This is a genomic window from Mycoplasma sp. 6934 (assembly GCF_055523595.1).
Genome location: NZ_JBVFVE010000001.1, coordinates 57,652 through 78,666 on the forward strand (window position 1 = coordinate 57,652; position 21,015 = coordinate 78,666).

The window sequence follows — 21,015 nt, forward strand, 5'->3', positions numbered from 1 at the left end:
TTTCGGACTGTTTTACCTTCCCCAACCATACCATTTGGCTTAGCCAAACGGAATGCTTTGGGAAGGTTTTTTATCTTATTCTTTTATAATTATATCAGTTTATAAATTCTTTGATTTTTTGTGATAATTCAATAAAAGTAAGTCTTTTACAGGTTTGATCAAAATTTGGGAAAATTTCACTTTTAAGAATTGAAAAGAAATATTCAATTTCACGATTATCAAGACTATTACCAATTCTTGACATTGATATTTTACCTTTTAGTGATTTTATTTTCTTAGTATATTCAAGCGAAGAATAAGCAGATCCATGGTCAGAATGTAAAATAAAATTATTTTTGAATTTTGTATTGGTGATATTATTCAAAATTAGTTCAGTATCATTTCTAAGTGATAATTCATAGGTCACAAACTTAGTTTTATGATCAATAATTGCAGATAAATAAATATGATTCTGTTCAATATCTTTTGGTGCTGGTATATAGGTCACGTCTGTTGCATATATATTATTGTTGCTTGAATTATAATCTCTTTTTACTAAATCAGGTACTTTAACACTAGTATTTTTAGATTCTTTAGTTTTATGTTTTTGTCTAACAAATGTTTTCAAATTCAGTTTTTTCATATAATTTCCTAGGGTTCTAGGATTTATTTGAATATTATATTCTTGGAAAATATATTTAGCAAGTCTCCTTCGTCCATACCTTTCTTTATTTTCGACAAAACTTTGAAAAATTATTTCTTTGTGTTTAACCTTTAGTTCTTTAGTCTTGTTGTTATCTTTCAATTTCTCGTAATATGTAGATCTTGAAACACATATCATTTTAGATTTTTTAGTATGTGAAAGATTCTTGATTTTCTTTATCTTTGAGATATCTGCATCAATATTATTTTCATTAAAAATTCGATAGTAGTATTTTATAACTGCATCTTTTTCATCATCTTTAAGAGTATCAATTCATGTATAATCGAGAACTTTCTTTTTCTTTCTCCCAACACCTTTATCTTTCTTAGGTGATTTACCGCTTTGTGATTCTATGTTCATATTTAAATTATACAGTTTTCTTTTCTTTAACATATTTCTCATTGATTCTTTATTTCAGTATACTTTTCTGATATCAAAACAGAAATTATCAAATTCTGCCTTCGTTATTCCCAGGTTCAAATATTTATCGTATAAGTCAAAAATTTTGATTCATTCTTTAGTCTTTAAATGTCTCATAACTACCTCTTTTTCTTTATATTAAAAATATTCGGATTTTGTCCGAATATTTTTTCCCTGTCTATAAATTATAACTTTTTTAAAATGTTAATCCCTTTAAATGATCAGTAAGATCCTTTACTGTTATTTGTATTTTATTGGTTTTATTAATTACTTTTACTGAAGAGATTAAGTAAACCATAATTATGTTTTTAGGGGTTTGGGGCTGATCAAAGGTTGGTATTTTACTTGGTAATGATAAACCAAAATAAATAGTTCTTTTGATAAGGGTTTTGAAAAATAATTTCTTGCCAAAACTAAGCATAAATGTACTATTTGAAATATAATTGTCAAAATTAATGATTTTATCAGGTCCATATCGTCTAAGGGATTGCTTTAAGACATAATAACTTTTTTCGGCTTGATCAAAATCAATAACTACTTGTTGTGCAAATTCTATTAATTCTTCTGGTCGAATTTCATCTTTTGCTTTAATTTGAGTTAAATAATAAATTATTAAACCAATTGTTATTAAACAAGCAACAACTAGTATATAACTAGTAATTGATTCACTACTTGTTATTACATTATATTCACTGCCGGCACTGTCAATTCTAATTCCTTTATCGTTTGTTAAATATTCGCCTACTGTAATTATTTCTAGTTGGATTAAAATAGTGTATGCAAGAGCAATTAGCAGTAAAATAGTGGCAAAAGCCAATGTTTTTAACATATTTTTTTGGTTTGCTTTATAAACACTTTCGTTAAAAGTCCAAAGACGATATTTAGTAACTGAAATACCTAATGATGTTGTTAATGCTATAAAAAACATAGCAAAAGCTAAATGTCCTGTATTACTAAGATTCATAATACATTAATTATAACAAAAGAAACTAAGATATTTAAACATGTAATTTTTAAATTTTAAAAAACAAGTTAAAATATATAAAAGTATTTTATATGGAGTATAAATGAGTATAACAAATGACAAAATAATAATTGCTGGTGCTAGAGAAAATAATTTAAAAAATATTTCTTTAGAAATTCCAAAAAACAAACTAGTGGTATTCACTGGTTTAAGTGGTAGTGGCAAAAGTTCATTAGCTTTTAACACAATTTATGAAGAAGGTAAGCGTAGATATGTTGATTCTCTAAGTTCTTATTCGAGAACTTTTTTAGGCGGAACCAAGAAACCAAATGTTGAAAAAATTGATGGTTTAAATCCATCGATTGCTATTGAACAAAAAACAGTTCATAATAATCCTCGTTCAACAGTTGGTACTGTTACAGAAATTTATGATTACTTTAGACTTTTATATGCACGTATTGGGAAAGCATATTGCCCTAAACATAATTTAGAAATTACATCTCAAACTACTAAAGATATTTTAAATTCAATTTATAAATTAGGAGAAGAAACTAAGTTAATTATTTATGCTCCTTTAGTGGATAGCGAAAAAGGAACCCATATTAATTTGCTTGAAAAATTAAAGAATGAAGGTTATTTAAGGGCAAAGGTTAATGGAGAAATTTTAAGTTTAAGGGACAAAATTGAACTTGATAAAAACCATAAACATACAATTGACTTAGTTATTGATCGTGTAGTTTTAAATGAAGCAAATTACAACCGTATTTCAGAAGCTATAAATATAGCAACTGAAAAAAGTGAGGGTATTATAAAAATTGAAAATGTTGAAACTAAAGAAATTTTCCATTTTTCTAAATTACATTCATGCATTCACAAAGATTTCTCAATTTCTAAAATTGATACAAGATTATTTTCATTTAATGCACCTTTTGGGATGTGTGATAATTGTAAGGGTCTTGGTTTTGAAACAAGAGCATCTGTTGATGCTTTAATTCCTGAATCATGAAAAACTATTGGAAATGGAGCTATTAAATATTTTGAAAACTTTATCAATACTCCTAATTTAGAATGACAAGAATTTAAAGCTTTATTAGACCATTATGAAATTTCACTAGATACACCAATTGATGAAATTCCACAAGGTAAACTAAGATATATTCTTTATGGTTCAGATGTAGAAATCGAATATATGTTAGTTTCTTCATCTAATAATAAATATCGTAAAAAGCAATTTATCGAAGGAATATTAACTAAAATTGAAAGATTGTATTTTGAAACTGCTTCTGAACACCGCCGTGACTATCTTAAAAAATATATGAGTTCAGTTACTTGCAATGTATGTAAAGGAGCAAGGTTAAATCAAGCTGCTTTAAGCGTTAAAGTTGATAATAAAAATATTTATCAAATGACTAAATTATCAATTTCAGATGCTTTAATTACTTTTGAAAATTTAGTTAATAAGCTTGATGAATATAGTAAAACAATCTCAAATATCATTACAACTGAAATTATTAATCGCCTAACTTTTTTAAATAATGTTGGTTTGGATTATTTAAGTTTAAATCGAAGTGCTGAAACTTTATCAGGTGGAGAAGCACAACGCATTAGATTAGCAACCCAAATTGGTGCAAATTTAAGTGGTGTTTTATATGTGCTTGATGAACCTTCGATTGGCTTGCACCAGCGTGATAATTTACGATTAATTGAAACTATGAAAAAGATGGTTGATTTAGGAAATACTTTAATTGTAGTTGAACATGATGAAGATACTATTTTTGCCGCAGATCATATTATTGATATAGGCCCTCATGCTGGCGAATCAGGAGGTGAAGTAGTTGGTCAAGGAAGTATTGAAGATATTATTTCTAGCGAAAGATCAATTACAGGGAAATATTTATCTGGTGAATGAGAAATACCAATTCCTGTTTCAAGACGTTCTGGTAATGGTAAAACAATTACTATTAAAGGAGCTAAAGAAAATAATTTAAAAAACATTGATATTACAATACCTTTAGGAAAATTAGTTGGTGTAACTGGTGTGTCTGGAAGTGGCAAAAGCACATTAATTAATGATATTTTAGTTAATGGATATAAACAAATGCAAGGTATTGCTGAAGGATTAAGCCATAAAAAGGCTGATTTCAAAAACATTGATGGATTAATCAATGTTGATAAAATTGTGCAAGTAAACCAAAGCCCAATTGGAAGAACTCCGCGCAGTAATCCAGCAACATATACTGGTGTTTTTGATGATATTCGTGTAATTTTTGCTAATGTTGAAGAATCACGAATAAGAGGTTACACAAAAGGGAGATTTAGTTTCAATACTCCAGGTGGACGATGTGAAAAATGTAGTGGAGATGGTTTTTTAGTGATTGAAATGCATTTTTTACCTAACGTATATATTACATGTGATCAATGTGATAGTAAACGTTACGATAAAGAAACCTTAGAAATTAAATATCAAGAAAAGAATATTAATGATGTTTTAGAAATGAGCGTGGATGAAGCAATAGTTTTCTTTGATTCTAAAATTAAAATTATTGAAAAATTAATGTTTTTACAAAATGTTGGTTTAGGATATATTAAATTAGGGCAAATCTCAACAACATTATCTGGAGGGGAAGCGCAAAGGGTTAAATTAGCAACTCATTTACAACGTAAACCTACTGGAAAAACAATTTATGTTTTAGATGAACCAACTACTGGATTACATAGTCATGATATTAAAAAATTAATCGAAATTTTCAATCATATTGTGGATAACGGAGACACAGTAGTTGTTATTGAACATAATTTAGATGTGATTAAATCTTGCGATCATTTAATTGATTTAGGCCCCGGTGGTGGAATTCATGGTGGTAAAATAGTTGCTACTGGAACGCCTGAACAGGTGGCCAAAAATATTCATAGTTTTACCGGTCAATTCCTTGAAAAAATATTTTCACGAAATCAAAAATAAATATTAATAACTTGTATAATAATAACATATTGTAAAAATCGAGGTCAAATGAATAAGAAAAAGAAAGTGAGCGTTGCTGAATTAATTAAATTTTTTGGTTGAAAGGTTTTAAATGATCCTGCAACTAAAATTAATTATAATTATATTTATCAACCAGCTATTAAACGTGTTGGTTTGGAATTAGCTGCATTTTTAGCTTATGATCGCTTGAAAAATAATGTTATTTCTTGGGGGACTAGCGAATCTTTATGATTTCAAAAAATAGGAAAAAATGCATCAATTAGAGCTATTGATCACGTTTTTAAATTACAACCACCTTTGGTAATTTTATCAAGAGGTGTGGCCAAACCAGCTTTAAATTGAATTATTGAATCTGCCAGTAGATATGGAGTACCAGTATGTCAGGTTAAAATGAGTTCTTCATTACTAACTTCAAATGTAGGGTCATATCTTAACAACCACTTTTTAGATGAAACACAAGTGCATGCTTGTTTAGTCTTAATTGGGGGAACTGGTGTTTTAATTATTGGTAATAGCGGGGTTGGTAAATCAGAAGCGGTATTAGAACTTATTCAACGAGGACATGTGTTTATTAGTGATGATTCTGTTTTGATTGGTGATGGAGGTAATATCTTTATAGGTCGCTCGCCCAGAATCACTGAACACTTACTTGAAGTACGCGGAATTGGGATGATTAATGTAAAACATATTTATGGAGTTAAATCTGTTGCCAAATCATCTGTAATCGATTTAGTTGTTGAATTAATTAAAACTGATAAACAATACGAATTTGACCGCTTAGGTTTAGATTTTTTAAAATATCCAATCTTTGGAAGATATATCCATAAAATTCAAATTCCAATAAAAGAAGGAGGTTCAGCTGCATCTTTAATTGAAACTGCTGTTGGATTTTATCTTTCAAAGCGGGATGGTTTAAATGTAATTAAAGAAATAGAAAATAGGAGGTTAAAAGAAAATGAATAATTTAAATGGACCTAGTTATGTGCCTGAAGTTGCATTTCGCGAAGGGACCCCAAGTATCTTATTTACCATTGGTTCTTTTCAATTCTATACATATTCATTAATGATTATGTTAGGATATTTAACTGCTATCTTAACCATTTTTTACTTCTGAAGGAGGGAAAAAATGAATATTGAGGTTTTATACGGGCTTATCTTGATCACCATACCAATGGGGATTATTGGTTCACGTCTTGGATTTGTGTTTGAGGAACTTATATATGATAGTGAACCCTTTAAAGGGTCCGCTTGGTATGCCATATGAGATGGAGGCCTTAGTATCCAAGGTGGAGTTTTCTTCACTATTATAGCCGATATGACTTATGCTTATACTAAGAGGCATCTTGTTGATATACGTAAAGCAACTTCTATTATTATTCCAACTATTTTAGTTGGGCAGTTTGTTGGGCGGTTTGGAAACTATGGAAACCATGAGGTTTATGGAAAAATTGACTGAACTGGAGCTAGCTCTATAATTTTTGGTAAAAGTTTTGCGGATAATATGTATATTGCCGATGCTTATACTGATTCTTTAGGACTTGAAGGGGCTTATAGATATCCATTATTCTTATATGAAGGTTTAGCAAACTTAGTTGGGTATTTAATCATTGTATGAATTTTTAATTTATTTTGAACATTTAAACCAGGCGCAACAGCCGGATTATATTTATTATGATACGGTGTTGTGCGGCTTGCCTTAGAACCATTAAGACAAGAATCATATTTATTCTATTCTATTGTGGCATTATTATTCGCATTATCAGGAAGTTTTATCTTCATTTACTTTGCTTTCTGATCACGTGTAAAATACGTCACAAATGTTAAATATAAAATTTTTAAACATTATGAATATAAAAATCCTGAATATTACTACGCATATGTAAACATTAGTTCATTTAGTAATATTTTCAAAAAAGTATTAACATATACAGTATTTAAGTAGGTATTAATGGAAACAAAAACAACATTTGATTTAGTGATTATTGGTGGTGGACCTGCAGGTTTAAATGCGGCTTTATACGCTTCAAGAGCAAATTTAAAAGTAGCATTTATTGAAAAAGGTGCTCCAGGAGGTAAACTATCACAAACCAATAAAGTAGAAAATTGAATTGGCACAGAAATTATTGATGGTTGAGAATTAGCAACTCAATTTATGGATCATGCTACTAGTTTTGGTGCCCAATATAAATATGGGGAAGTTGTCGAAATTGTAAATCACGGTGATTTTGACAAGGAAGTTAAATTAGCTGATAGTTCTTCAATATATGGAAAAACTATTTTAATTTCAACTGGAATGAAAAACAGAGAGCCAAGTTTTATAAATGGGTATCATGAATTTTTACACCGCGGAATTAGTTTTTGCGCGATTTGCGATGGTCCTTTATTTAAAGGTGCTCCAACATTAGTTCTAGGTGGTGGAAATTCAGCTGTGGAAGAAGGAACCTATTTAACAAAAATAGCTTCACATGTTTATTTTGTAATTCGTGAAAAAGAATTTACAGCTGAAAAAAAACTCGTTGAAGATTTATATAAAGCTTCAAATATAACTATTTTTAAGGAATCACAAATTTCTTTATTAACTGGTACTAATTCCTTAGAAAAAGCAGTTATTAAAAGCTTGGTTGACGGAACTGAGCAAACTATTGAAATTGCATCATTTTTCCCTTATATTGGAATGGAAGCAACAACAACCTTTGTTAAAGATTTAGATATTTTAGATGAGCGTGGTTTTATTATTACAGACGAGAACATGCAAACTAAAGTTAAAGGAATTTTTGCAGCCGGAGACATTCGTCAAAAAGAAATTCGCCAAATTGTTACTGCCGCTTCTGACGGAGCAATTGCGGCTAAAAAAATCTCAGATTTACTTAATTCACTATAATCAAAAATATGCGAAATTTATCGCATATTTTTTTATAATCAGTTTGGTTCCATTAAAAAAGTAACTAAAAAGATATTTATAAAGCCTTAGATGTTTGTAATTAAAAAACTAAAAATCTGTAATTTATAATATAATTATATTATATTTGATTTATAAATAAGTAATAAAGGAGAAATAATGTTAAAACGTAAACAAAAATTATTCTTATTGATTGGTTCAAGTGGACTTGTGTTTACTGGTGTTACCACAACACTTATTGCACAAACACAAACTACAACAGAGCCATTTAAATTTAGAATTGATACGGAGGCCGCTCCAAATTTTCAAGCTGAAAAAGTTGATCAAACTAATTCAAAAACTAGTGCAACTGATTATAACTTACCTAAAGCTAAACAAGAAGAAAAAATAGTGGCCCCACCTGTCGAAGAGACACCACCACAAACTATTTTTAATCCAATTATTAAAGATCCAGAAAAAGAAAAAGAAAAGGAGCAAGAAGTTTTACCACCTTCAGCATCTGATCCAATTGAAGATGCACCAAAGAAAGATGTGGAAATACCTCCAACAGTTGTTCCTGAACCAGAACCTGAAAAACCTATTAGAGAAACTCGCAAAATCAAAATTGAAGATATTGAATTTGAAGCAGATATTCAAACAATTCCAAAACGTCAATATGAGCAATCAGACGTAGAAAAAGGAATTACTAATCGGATTCCATATTATGCTGAAATTACTTTTGATGTTATTAATGTAAAAAATGCCTTAACTGCTGAAAATATTGCAAAGAGTACAGGTGCTGCGCAAGGCAAGGCTGCAAAAATAGGAGCATATACAACTCCATATATTAGTTCATTACAAGATGATAGAGATATTGAAGCAAAACAAGCCCAAATTGCAAAGGATGGCAATGTATCTGAACACTTTGGTAATTTATGGTTTAGATACCATATGCTTTTAACTTCGAAAGAAAATGTTAAACAATATCTTTTAGATTCAGTTACAGATGAACAATTAGATAAGTGATGAAATATGAAAGAGACATTAACATGACCTAGAAGCATCGGCACAGAAACCAGAGAACTAGGTAAGATGTTAATCTTAATGCATATTGATCCTAAAAAAATTACTAAACTATCTCAAACAGAAAAAGATAGTTTAGCCAATGGTTACATTATTCCTGAATATGGTGGTGATGTTTATGTTAATGCAAATGGTGAATGAACATCATCAACTCATGAACCAGTTGTTAATACTGTTCAAGCTGAATATAAACGTAACAACCAAGTTTACCGTGTTATGGGTAATAACACATGGTATTGAAGAAGTTCTGAAGATGTGCTGTTAGGTAAATACCATAACTGAAACAAACGTGATATTACAGCACAATTTAGGTCAGAAGGTTTAGATATTCCTGATCGTGGTATATCAATTAATGAATATACTAGAATTGAAAAAGTTGAAGGTTCTGACCGTGAAAAAACAGTTGTGGTTACAATTGATGTTGTACAACCAGATGCATACAAAAAAGCTGAAAAATTAATTGCGGATTTACAAGCCAAAGGTAAAGAAATCACCGGATATAGAATTATGAATATTGGTAAATCAGGGGCTGATCAAAACATGGATAAAATCTTTGCGGCTTTACCTAAAAAACTTCCATTATTAGAACTATTCTTTGAGTCTAAGAATACATCTGCTTTAAAATACCTTAAAGATAAGGAAATTGATGAACTTTCATTATTATCAAATAATAGATTAAATGTTAATGCTGACGATTGATCAATTAACCCATGAGCTTTAAATAAAGTTGCATGAGTTAATATGGCTGATTATAACACAACATTCTCAACTGATCCAAACCAACCTCCATTTTACTCACGGATTACCTTTGATAATTTAGCATTTGACGCAGAAGATTACAAAACGCTGGGTGATTGAACAATTATTAATAATGGACTAAGAATGGCTTATTGAACAAGAAACAATGAAAGAATTTTCCAAGGAGCTTGAGGACCAGGATTAAAACCTGATCGTAGCAGTGATGGAAATTCATATCCTATGGGTGTTGATTTTTCACGGATTCCAACTATAAAAACTTTAAGAGGTATGGAATTTCATGATATTACTAACAAACAAAAATCGACACGTAAACTAAACAAAATTAAACTATTCAATGATGGTGCTGTATGAGAAGTTAATACAACTGATTTAAATGAAGCACAATTTGATGATATCTTAGCAAAACCAGTTGCACCTATGGAACCAAGACCTAAAATTACATTTAGCAATGGTAAAAATACAAAAAGTATTAGAATCCGTCCAACACAAAACGTTCAAAACTTAAATAGTGACGGATTAAGACACTTAGCAACTTTAATTGAATATTCAGATGGTACATTTAACAGACAAACTCAGATCATTGTTACCGATGGAGCCGTTGCCCTTTACAACACCTTGAAAAATGCAGGTTATAACGTAAGATACACCAGCACTGAAGATGAATTTGAAATTGTATAATTAAAGGAGAAAAACAAATGAAAAAAAGATTGATACTAAGCTTAGCAAGTGGTGGAATTTTATTTCCAGTACTTGCTATAAGTTGTGGACAAGAATCAAAACCCACCCCTTCTGATCCAGTTGCTGCTTATAAGCAAAGCCATGCTGACATTTTAAGCAAAACTAAAGAAACGGTTGTTGTGGCTGATGAACCAAAAGTTACAACAGCGTTAACTGCTTATAATACTTTAGATGCAAATATTAAAACATCTTTAACAAGTGAAAAAACATTACTAGATCAACTTAATTCTAAAATTGTAGAACTAAAACAACAAAATCCTACCCCTCCTGTTCAACAACCTCCATTATCGAGAGAAGAAATTACCCAACAAGTAAATTCTAAATCATTAAGTGATTTAGGAACACTATATTTTGAAGTTGAACAGCAAACTTCAAATGGGTTTACCTTTAGCCAACGAATAACAGATTTTTCCCAACTTTCTATGTCGCAAGCTTTAAATGCTCGTTCTGGGTTTGCTCCAAAAGATGAAAGAATTCTTTCAACTTTACTAAATGTTCGACTAGCTGATGATAGAAGCGGATTAATTGCTTTTATACAATTTGGGAATGGAGAAACTAAACAATATAAATTAACTGGATTTGCAGAAGAAAATGGTTATAATAGCCAAGGTAGATTAGAAACTGAAGAAGAGAAAAAAGCTCGTGAAACAACTCAAACTCAATATGCTGTTGAATATAATAATGTTCAAAAGTATGATTATGATTTAAATAATATTCAAAGAGAACTTGATTCTAATGCTTACCAAAGAAGTTTTACAACTAATAATGAAGCAAAAGAAAAATATAATAAAGTAGCAAAAGAATTAAATATGCTTGATTATGATACTGCATCAAAATTTGGATTTGTTATTCCTAAATATGATGCTTCAGGTAATGTATCAGGTCTAGATGTTCCAACCAGGGGACCAAGAAGTACCACACATTGATATGATCACTATAAGACTTCTGCTCCAAGTCCACAAAGAAATACAGGTTTACCGAGAAAATTAGTTAATGATAATTATGCTGAAGCAGCATTACAATCATATTTACTAAGTTTTAGAGCACCAATATTTACTAATGATGAAGCAATTCAAATTAAACTTGAACAAGCTCTAGAAGCAGTAGAATTTGATATTTATAAAATGGCAGATTTATTAGATGATAAAACTGCAGCTGCTGAAATTAAAAAGCGTTTAGATGATGATAAGGTTTCAAATAGAACAGGTAAGAATACTGAAGCTGTGATTGATGCAGTATTTAAAGATATTATTACAAAGTTGGAAGCAGAAGGCGGGGGTGATCCTGCTAAAACTGAGAAAATGTATGAAACTAAATATACTCCATTTATTAAAGAACATTGGCAGACACTTTATGATGCTGTAGAGTCTAAAAAAACTTTTTCACCAGATATCTTAACTCGTTTAAAGAATGATATTAATGAAAGAACAGTTCGTGATTATGAATCATTTAAAAATTACAAAAATAGAGCTAAATCTAAAGTTGGTAATGCCGGAACAGCATGAATTTTAGACTATGAGAAAAAAGATGATAATTCATATCCAACTAAATGGTATTTTGCAACTAATTACCATGTTATAAATGGGTGAAATGAAAAAACACTTGATAGCATCCGTATGGATATTCTTGGGCGAACTGACCAAAAACACATCTTTAATGCTATAAAAGTTTTAAGCATCGAAGATAAATTCAATAAAATAGATGTTAACAAAAATGCCTTTAAAAATATTTTTGATGGTCGTAATGTCTTAAAAACTAGTCCATATACTCTTTCAAAAGATGATACTGTTAAAGATAAAGAGGAGTTTATTGATTTTGCAGTTTTTGAAATTGACTTTACAAAATTTGAAGATAAGGATCGTAAAATTGGTGAAGAAATAAAATCCCCACAAGATTTTGCTAAATTCTTTACTAATGATTATGCTAATTTAGATGATAAATTAAAACTTAAAGTTCCTAAATACGATTATGTAAATGATTTTGATAAAATTAACCAACCATTACTTGCCAAACCTGGATCACCTGAAGCAACTAAAGCATATGATAATTTATACGTTGTTTCATATCCAAAAGCAAAACAACAAGGATTTTATGATTTTTACTTAAATGATCATACAGATATAGATCAAAAAGCAGTAATTGAATCAACTCATACTATGTGAACTAATGCTTCATCTACTTGATATGACGTATCTTCACCTAATAAATCAGATGAAAGAACCGTTAAACGTCTTGAAAAAGGTGGAACATTATCTCATATGCTTAACTTAAGACAATTCAAAGATAAACCCGGTGTATATGATAACTTCATCGTTGCACCACGTTCATCGGGAGATAAATATTTAGAATCACACGATGATAAAAAAGAATATGTAAGCAGCGGTATTGGGATGCTACTTAAAAACTTTGAAGTTGGTGGTGGAGCCAGTGGCTCTGCAATTAGAAATCAAAATAATGAAATCATGGGTATTTTAACTACAGTATTCCAATTTTCAACTACTTCAGCAGGGGTAGCAATTCGTTCTAATGGATTTGATTATAAAGGTCTTTATGGAACTTACAACTTACCACAGTATGATTTAGTATATGGTGGCGGGAAAGATCAAAGTAATTCATATCGTGAAGCTTTAGTTAAACTATATCCAAATTCAAATATGAAAACAAACTTAATGCCTGAATCTATTAATAAAATTCCAACAGGCTACGAATTTAATAAATAATATAAAAACTATATGCAATTTACATGCATATAGTTTTATTTTAAAAACTTTTATGATAAGTATTAGAATTTTGAATGTACATATCGAAATCATCATTAGGATTATGTGATTCATAGACATTCAATACTTATATGGTATTAGTAGATATTAATAAATATTTAGCAGAAATAATTTTTGAATATCTTGTTATTTTTTGTATAGTATGAAACTGAAAATTATAAAACACAAGTAGTTTTACTTGTGTTTATGTATATTCACTCATTATTTAATAGAGTGTCTAATAATAATTATACTATATAAAAAGTTATTAGCAAAATTTATTTTTTTTGCTAACGTATAAATAAATTTATGTTAATATTATTACGGTAAGTAATTCCCAAATTATTATTTAAATTTATCTTATTAAAAATTAAGGAGGCCTATGAAGCGAAAAAAAATTAAATATTTATTCTTTTCTATTTTAGCCATGAGTTCTGCTACAACTATGGTTATTATGGGACATAATAACAAAACTCAAATAAACAATTTAAATACTTATGAAAATTCAAAATTTTATGAAATTACCAATAACTCAATAATTAGTAATTCTCAAGATACAATGAGTATTCAAAAAGCTGTAGGAGTTAAGCGCTTTGATATTATTTATAAAGGTACTACATATTCAGATCTTAAAGACAAGCTTAAAATTATAGCAGAAAAATATTTAAAAACCAAGAAAGAAAATTTAGTTTATATTATTGGTGATTTTTTAAAAACTATTTCTATAGCTATAACTAGCTCGCAAGACTATGATAAGTTTAAAGAAGCACTAAATAAATATGGAACTGAAGATGAAGATGTCTCAAGTGTTTTTGGTTTTAAAACCGATTATACTCATGAAGATTTTATTAATAAACATAAAAAAGAAAGTGTAGTTACAACCACATCTATAAACACTGATAACAATCCAAGATTTAATTTAGGAGTTGCTTTTGATTACAGGGGTTCTGACAACTATCATTTGTATACTTTAGTCGGACTTTCAAAAGACACAATTTTTTCACATTTCAAAGAATATGTAAATAAGAACCCAATTAAAGTTGGTATTTTAGAGGCTGAAGGTGTAATTAATAATGATTTATCACCTTTTTACTGAAACAAAAAATATGGAAATGGAGCTCACTGGAGAAATGAATTTTTCTATACAGAATCATATAGCAATCATGCTAATAATGTGGGTGAAATTTTAGTTGGACAAAAGGGGATAAATCCCACTGCTACTTTATGGAGTGTTGAATTAAACACACGTTGAAATGGACTAGCTGGAGAAATGAATTTCTTCCTAGGACAAGGTGTAAAAATAATAAACAACAGTTGAGGCGTATTTGATCCAAAAAATAATAAGGAAAGTCAAGTATATAATAATGATTCACATTATTTTGATGAATTAATTAAGTCAAACCCAGAACTTGTTAATTTCATATCAGCTGGTAATAATTTTGAAACTTGAAAAAAAGATGGAAAACTTATAGAGGCTTATAAGCCATTAGCAGGAATTGCTTTATCTAAAAATAGTATAGTTATTGGTGCTATTAATAATGACTATTTACAAACTAAAACAAATTATAGTCAAATAGGTAGCGATAAAAACTATATAACCGCCGTTACATCTGGTGGATCTTATAATTTTTCAACTAGAACGGATGATGACTTCTTTTCAGGAAGCGGTACAAGTTTTTCAACTCCAGTCATTACTGCCTTAACATCAATGGTTATTCAAAGAAATCCATATTGATTTAATTTAGGACATGATTCAATAATTGCTAAATCTGCAATAATTTCAGGATCTGTAAAACCAAGATACACAAATGCTGTTTATACTAATGAAACAGGGTTTGGAATACCTCAGTTTGAATTTGTGGATCAAGCTGTTAAAAATCTTAAATACCATAAAAAAACTGGACCTAAATTTACTACAAACCATAGTATTTATTTAAATAAAGGAGATACAATTAGAGCAAATATTTCATGATTAGCAGAAGTAAGGAATAAGCAAAATATAGTTGATTTTGATTTGAAAGTTTTCGATCCAAGTAATACTTTATTAACATCTTCTATTTTAGGTGAGAGAAACACAGAAACAGTAGAATTTACAGCTCAAAAAAGTGGATATTATAATTTCAATCTTTTAAGATATGATAGCAATGATATAAAAAGGGATTTAGCATTTACTTATGCAATTAAAAGATCAAAAAACTAAATTTAAAAGATTATTTTATTCTTTAATTATTCCTTCTTTAACTCTCATTCCACTATCTGCTATTTCATGTTCTAATTTAACAAGCGATCCTTACTCCTCTGAATCCAAAACTGATGATGGACAAAGACTTGTGAGATTTCATTATCCTAACAGGTCTGTGCATATAGATAATGCTTTGTGGTCTAGTGTTAATTATGATAGATTAGTCGAAAGTTCATCTTTTGATGATGCTTTTAAAAATGAACATGCCGAAGTTATAAAAAAGCATAATGATGCTTATAATGAATACCATAAACCTATAACGAATTATGATGAAAAAGATAGTGCTGAAAAGAGGGCAAAGTTATCAGACGCCAGAAAAGAGGTTATTGATAAATGACAAGAAAAAAATATAAAATTAAATAAAAATAAGATTTTTAGTTTAATTAATTCGAATCATGAGTTAGCTTCCGATAAATACAAAGATATTAAAGATATTTTTAAAAATACCGATTTTAGTAAAAATACTATTTTTGTTGTTAACGGCTTGAACTATCACACTGGAAGCATTAATGAGGTTGTAAAAGGTTCTGGATATTGAATTAAAAAAGTTAATATCCTTGATAAAAACATAAACCTTGAATATAAATTAGTAGAAATTCAAGCAAAAGGGTCAGGTAGGGGTGTAGCTAGTCAAGCGTTAAGCACAACATCAACAATACATTATATAGTTATTAATAAGTTAGATTCTTTAGATAATTATAACTTTACTTTTAATATCCCCAAAGATAGCAATATATAATATTTTATAATACTAAAAAGTTAACACTACTTAAACATGGACAGCAAAATTTAACATTTTAGTTATTTATAATTCCATAGCAAATTGCTGTGGAGTTTTTCAGTTTAAGTTTGATTGAATTCGGTCATTGTTGTACCAAATTACATATTCTTGTATCATATCATTAAGTTCATTAAATGTTATTTTTGAATAATCTAAATCATTTAATAATTCAGTTTTAATGATTCCAAACCAATATTCAATTTCTCGATTATCAAGAGAATTTCCCACTCTTGATAACGAAATAATCCCACCAAGATTTTTAACTTCTTTAATATATTGATGATGTGTATATTGAAAGCCATGATCTGAGTGAATGATAAAATTTTTGGATTTGTATTGCTTTAATGAATTTAAATTGTCTAAAACTAGTTCTAGATTATTACTTTTTGATAATTTAAAACCAACAATTTGTTTAGTTTTATGAGACAAAATTGCAGACAAATAAACGTGTGATTCTAACACATCTTTTGGCGCTTTTATATATGAAACATCAGTTGCATAAATATTTCGATTGTTTTGATCATTATAATCACGATTTACGAAGTTATCAATCTGAGTAGATAGATTTTTAATTTCTTTTCGTTTTGATTTTTGTCTAAGCTTACATTTTAGGCCTAAAAGGTTCATATATCTCCCTAATGAACGTTCGTTTATATCTATTTTGTATTTTTTAGATATGTAAACACTTAGTTTTAACCTTCCATATCTTGACTTTGTTTCTGCGAACGATTTTTCGATTACATCACTATATTTAGGGAGTTTTTGTGCAATTTTAATATTTTGAGTTTTAGAAATTGTTTGTCTAGAAATGCCAAAAACTTCTGCAAGCTTAACATAACTTATACTAAAACTTTTAGATTCAATAACTTTCTTACTTTTAGGTAATTCGTTGGTAATTTCATAATATCTTTTAGCTATTTGTAACAAATCATCACGATCAAAAATATCTCAATTTGGTTCTCTTTTCGTCTTAGGTTTGCCGCTTCCTTTTTTGCGGCTTTCCCCTTTCTTTGTCTGTAATAAGTCTTCCATACCTAAATTATAATACTTAATTATTTTATTAATTCTAACTTTTACACTATTTCTTTGTAAGTTTTTTGTTTCTGGTGATATTTGGTAAATAGCTTGGAAAGCACCTGGTAAACCTGATTTTTGATATTCTTCATATATTTTTGCAAATTCTTCTTTCTTTAAATGTCTTGACATAATTTATCTTTTCAAAAAAATTCTTCGTTGGTACCAACGAATGGTAACAGAAAAGCTAACATTTACATGTTAACTTTTCTGTCCGGCTTTAACTACATGTTAACTTTTTATTTGCATTTAAAAAATTGAATAATAAAATTTAATTTCCTAATATACTTTAGTAATAAATTTAATATTTATGTTAATTTTTGTTTAGTTTTAATGTAAAAATATTAACACTTAATAACTTTTATGTATATTATGTAGTCATAAAAAAATTTTTTTATGATACACTAGGATCAGTTGTTATGGTATAATAAAATCATAATTTTATCTTTGTAAAATTATATTTATTTATATTGACAACATTAACAAACTAAAATATATAAAGAAAGGAATCACAATGTCAACAACAAATCAGTTAGTTAATCATGGCCGTGTTTCTAAAACTAAGAAACAAAATGCACCTGCCTTATCATTAACATATAACTCATTAATTAAAAAAGCTAAAAAAATGGCTTCACCATTTAAGCGTGGTGTATGTACCCGTGTTGCAACAATGACACCTAAAAAACCTAACTCAGCTTTACGTAAATATGCTCGTGTTAGATTATCAAACCAAATGGAAGTCACAGCTTACATTCCAGGAGAAGGACACAACTTACAAGAACACTCTGTTGTGCTTATTCGTGGTGGCCGTGTTAAAGACTTACCTGGGGTTAGATACCACATTGTGCGTGGAACCCAAGATGCAGCTGGTGTTGCAAAACGTAACCAAGGTCGTAGTTTATACGGTACTAAAAAAGCAAAATAATATAAGTGTAATTATTAATTAATTTAATATAAAATTAAGGAGGACAAAATGTCAAGAAAAAAATCAGCACCAATCCGTGAAGTACTTGCAGATCCAGTTTTTAACTCAGTAGTAGTTACAAAATTAATTAACCAAATTATGCTTGACGGAAAAAAATCAATTGCTCAAGATATTTTATATTCAGCATTTGAATTAATTAAAGAAAAAACAAGTAGAGAACCAATGGAAGTGTTTTTAGAAGCAGTTGAAAACATTACTCCACAACTAGAAATTCGTACCAGAAGAATTGGTGGAACAAACTACCAAGTGCCTACCGAAGTTCCTGCTCGTAGAAAACAAACATTAGCACTTAGATGATTAGTGCAATATGCAAGATTAAGAAACGAAAAAACAATGGACGTTCGTTTAGCAAATGAAATCATCGATGCATCAAAGAAAACTGGTGGAGCAATTAAAAAACGTGAAGACACCCATAAAATGGCTGAAGCTAACCGTGCATTTGCACACTTCAGATGATAGTCTTTTAGTTAAGTATTAATTTATATTATGGCTAGAGATTATGATTTAAAAGATTACCGTAATATCGGTATTATGGCCCACATTGATGCAGGTAAAACTACCACAACAGAAAGAATTTTGTTCCACACAGGTAAAATACATAAAATTGGTGAAACACATGATGGTGTTTCACAAATGGACTGAATGGAACAAGAAAAAGAAAGAGGTATTACTATTACCTCAGCAGCAACCACTGCTTTTTGAAAAGGTAAAAGAATTAATATTATTGATACCCCAGGACACGTCGATTTCACAGTTGAAGTTGAACGTTCACTTCGTGTTTTAGATGGGGCAGTTGCTGTTTTAGATGCTCAATCAGGTGTTGAGCCTCAAACTGAAACAGTTTGAAGGCAAGCAACTAATTATAAAGTTCCACGTATAGTATACGTAAATAAAATGGATAAAGCAGGAGCTGATTTTGCTGCTTCTGTTGCATCCGTAAAACAAAGATTAGGTGGAAATGCAGTAGCAATTCAATGACCTATTGGAGCTGAATCAGACTTTAAAGGGGTTATTGATTTAGTTACAAGACAAGCTTATACATATAATGGGGAGCCTCAAGAAGAAGAATTCCCAACAGCAATTCCTGCTGACTTAGAAGAAATTGTTGAAATTAAACGTCAAGAATTATTAGAAGCAGTTGCTGCTTTTGATGAAGAATTAATGATGGCTGTTTTAGAAGGACAAGAAGTAGAACTTGATGCTTTTAAAGCTGCTATTAGAAAAGCAACTTTAACTTCTGAATTTTTCCCAGTAGTTTGTGGAACTTCATTTAAAAACAAAGGTGTTAAGAAAATGATCGATGCGGTTGTTGATTATTTACCTTCACCTTTAGATATTCCTGCTATTAGAGCACATGAAGGAGAAAATGAAGTCAGTGTAGAAGCAAGCGATGAAGGAAACTTTGCTGCTTTAGCATTTAAAGTTATGAACGACCCTTTTGTTGGTTCATTAACTTTCTTCCGTGTATACCGTGGTGTATTAAACAAAGGAAGCTACGTATTTAACTCAACTAAGGGTGAAAAAGAACGTATTGGACGTGTGCTACAAATGCATGCTAACAGCCGTGTTGAAATTGATGAATGTCGTGCTGGAGATATTGCAGCAGCTGTTGGTCTTAAATACACAACAACTGGTGACACTTTAATTGATGAAAAATCACCAAAACTTGTACTAGAAAAAATGGTTTTCCCTGAGCCAGTTATTTCACAAGCTCTAGAACCAGAATCAAAAGCTGCTACTGAAAAACTTTCATTAGGATTACAAAAATTAGCAGCGGAAGACCCAACTTTTAGAACTTATACAGATGATGAAACAGGTCAAACAATTATTGCTGGTATGGGTGAATTACACCTTGACATTATTGTCGACCGTCTAAAACGTGAATTTGGTGTTCAGGCTAAAGTTGGAGCTCCACAAGTTTCATATCGTGAAACAATTACTAAAACAGCTGATGTCGAAGGAAAACACATTAAACAATCTGGTGGTAAAGGACAATACGGGCACGTATGACTTAAATTTGAACCTAACCCAGATGGTGGGTTTGAATTCGTTGATAAAATTGTTGGTGGTAAAATTCCAAAAGAGTACATTAAATCAATTCAGAAAGGTCTTGAAGAAAAAATGGCTGTTGGTATTTTAGCTGGATATCAAATGATTGATATTAAAGCTACCTTATTTGATGGTTCATACCACGACGTTGACTCTTCAGAAATGGCTTATAAAATAGCAGCTTCTAAAGCTCTTACTAAAGCTAAAGACCAAATTGGAACAGTATTACTTGAACCAATTATGGATGTTTCAGTTGTTGTTCCATCAGATCACATGGGAGATGTAATTGGTGATTTATCACGTCGTAGAGGGCTTGTTAATGACCAAGAACAAAGAAATGATGGAGCCGTTGTTGTTAGAGCGCAGGTTCCACTTTCAGAAATGTTTGGTTATTCAACAGAACTTAGATCAATGACTTCAGGTCGTGGAACTTACCAAATGCAATTTGATCACTACGAAAAAACACCTAAAAACATTTCTGATGAAATTATTAAGAGAAGAAACTTACAATCTAAAGACGAGGATTAATTCTTTGGATCAAAATATCTTGCTTTGCAAGATATTTTTTATTAATTAGTTAGACAACATAAAGTTTTCTTAGAAAAATATTTTAAATTC

General features: G+C 29.8%; 14 protein-coding genes. 11 read left to right on the top strand and 3 right to left on the bottom strand.

All coding sequences use genetic code 4. The features are described from left to right. Window positions 1–70: 70 nt before the first annotated feature. Both AC0B4S_RS00280 and AC0B4S_RS00285 read right to left on the bottom strand, forming a co-directional pair. On the bottom strand, window positions 71–1,219 hold the full coding sequence (locus AC0B4S_RS00280) for an IS3 family transposase (RefSeq protein ID WP_465101144.1): 1,149 nt from the start codon (window positions 1,217–1,219) through the stop codon (window positions 71–73). A gap of 79 nt (window positions 1,220–1,298) precedes the next feature. Then, the gene (locus AC0B4S_RS00285) at window positions 1,299–2,066 is read right to left on the bottom strand and encodes a hypothetical protein (RefSeq protein ID WP_465101145.1); all 768 of its coding nucleotides are present in this window, start codon (window positions 2,064–2,066) and stop codon (window positions 1,299–1,301) included. A gap of 103 nt (window positions 2,067–2,169) precedes the next feature. Between AC0B4S_RS00285 and uvrA the strand changes: the two genes are divergently transcribed. From uvrA to AC0B4S_RS00325, 8 genes are all read left to right on the top strand, one after another. After that, window positions 2,170–5,028 carry an excinuclease ABC subunit UvrA gene (gene uvrA / locus AC0B4S_RS00290; RefSeq protein WP_465101146.1) on the top strand — a complete coding sequence of 953 codons (2,859 nt, stop codon included), beginning with the start codon at window positions 2,170–2,172 and terminating at the stop codon, window positions 5,026–5,028. Between the two features lie 48 nt (window positions 5,029–5,076). Next, on the top strand, window positions 5,077–6,012 hold the full coding sequence (gene hprK, locus AC0B4S_RS00295; RefSeq protein WP_465101147.1) for an HPr(Ser) kinase/phosphatase: 936 nt from the start codon (window positions 5,077–5,079) through the stop codon (window positions 6,010–6,012). Then, window positions 6,005–6,991 (top strand): prolipoprotein diacylglyceryl transferase, encoded by a 987-nt coding sequence (gene lgt, locus AC0B4S_RS00300; protein ID WP_465101148.1) that lies wholly within the window; start codon window positions 6,005–6,007, stop codon window positions 6,989–6,991. Before hprK ends, lgt begins: the two co-directional genes overlap by 8 nt. A gap of 6 nt (window positions 6,992–6,997) precedes the next feature. Then, entirely contained in the window at window positions 6,998–7,930 is a 933-nt protein-coding gene (locus AC0B4S_RS00305; RefSeq protein WP_465101149.1) for an NAD(P)/FAD-dependent oxidoreductase, read from the top strand. Window positions 7,931–8,107: 177 nt separating this feature from the next. Further along, window positions 8,108–10,447 (top strand): putative immunoglobulin-blocking virulence protein, encoded by a 2,340-nt coding sequence (locus AC0B4S_RS00310; RefSeq protein WP_465101150.1) that lies wholly within the window; start codon window positions 8,108–8,110, stop codon window positions 10,445–10,447. Between the two features lie 17 nt (window positions 10,448–10,464). Next, a complete protein-coding gene (gene mip, locus AC0B4S_RS00315; protein WP_465101151.1) occupies window positions 10,465–13,227 on the top strand; it encodes an Ig-specific serine endopeptidase MIP in 2,763 nt (920 codons plus the stop codon). Window positions 13,228–13,648: 421 nt separating this feature from the next. Next, on the top strand, window positions 13,649–15,466 hold the full coding sequence (locus AC0B4S_RS00320; protein ID WP_465101152.1) for a S8 family serine peptidase: 1,818 nt from the start codon (window positions 13,649–13,651) through the stop codon (window positions 15,464–15,466). Further along, on the top strand, window positions 15,441–16,247 hold the full coding sequence (locus AC0B4S_RS00325; RefSeq protein WP_465101153.1) for a hypothetical protein: 807 nt from the start codon (window positions 15,441–15,443) through the stop codon (window positions 16,245–16,247). The genes AC0B4S_RS00320 and AC0B4S_RS00325 overlap by 26 nt, the downstream gene beginning before the upstream one ends. A gap of 66 nt (window positions 16,248–16,313) precedes the next feature. Here the strand turns inward: AC0B4S_RS00325 and AC0B4S_RS00330 are convergent, their stop codons facing one another. Beyond that, complete coding sequence (locus AC0B4S_RS00330) at window positions 16,314–17,495, bottom strand: IS3 family transposase (protein WP_465101154.1); 1,182 nt, start codon at window positions 17,493–17,495, stop codon at window positions 16,314–16,316. Window positions 17,496–17,877: 382 nt separating this feature from the next. Here AC0B4S_RS00330 and rpsL point away from each other — a divergent pair, with 382 nt between their 5' ends. The 3 genes from rpsL to fusA are packed head-to-tail and all read left to right on the top strand — an operon-like array spanning window position 17,878 to window position 20,925. After that, on the top strand, window positions 17,878–18,288 hold the full coding sequence (gene rpsL / locus AC0B4S_RS00335) for a 30S ribosomal protein S12 (protein WP_099309117.1): 411 nt from the start codon (window positions 17,878–17,880) through the stop codon (window positions 18,286–18,288). Between the two features lie 48 nt (window positions 18,289–18,336). Then, window positions 18,337–18,807 (top strand): 30S ribosomal protein S7, encoded by a 471-nt coding sequence (gene rpsG / locus AC0B4S_RS00340; protein WP_099309118.1) that lies wholly within the window; start codon window positions 18,337–18,339, stop codon window positions 18,805–18,807. Window positions 18,808–18,834: 27 nt separating this feature from the next. After that, window positions 18,835–20,925 (top strand): elongation factor G, encoded by a 2,091-nt coding sequence (fusA, locus tag AC0B4S_RS00345; RefSeq protein WP_465101155.1) that lies wholly within the window; start codon window positions 18,835–18,837, stop codon window positions 20,923–20,925. Window positions 20,926–21,015 lie beyond the last annotated feature (90 nt).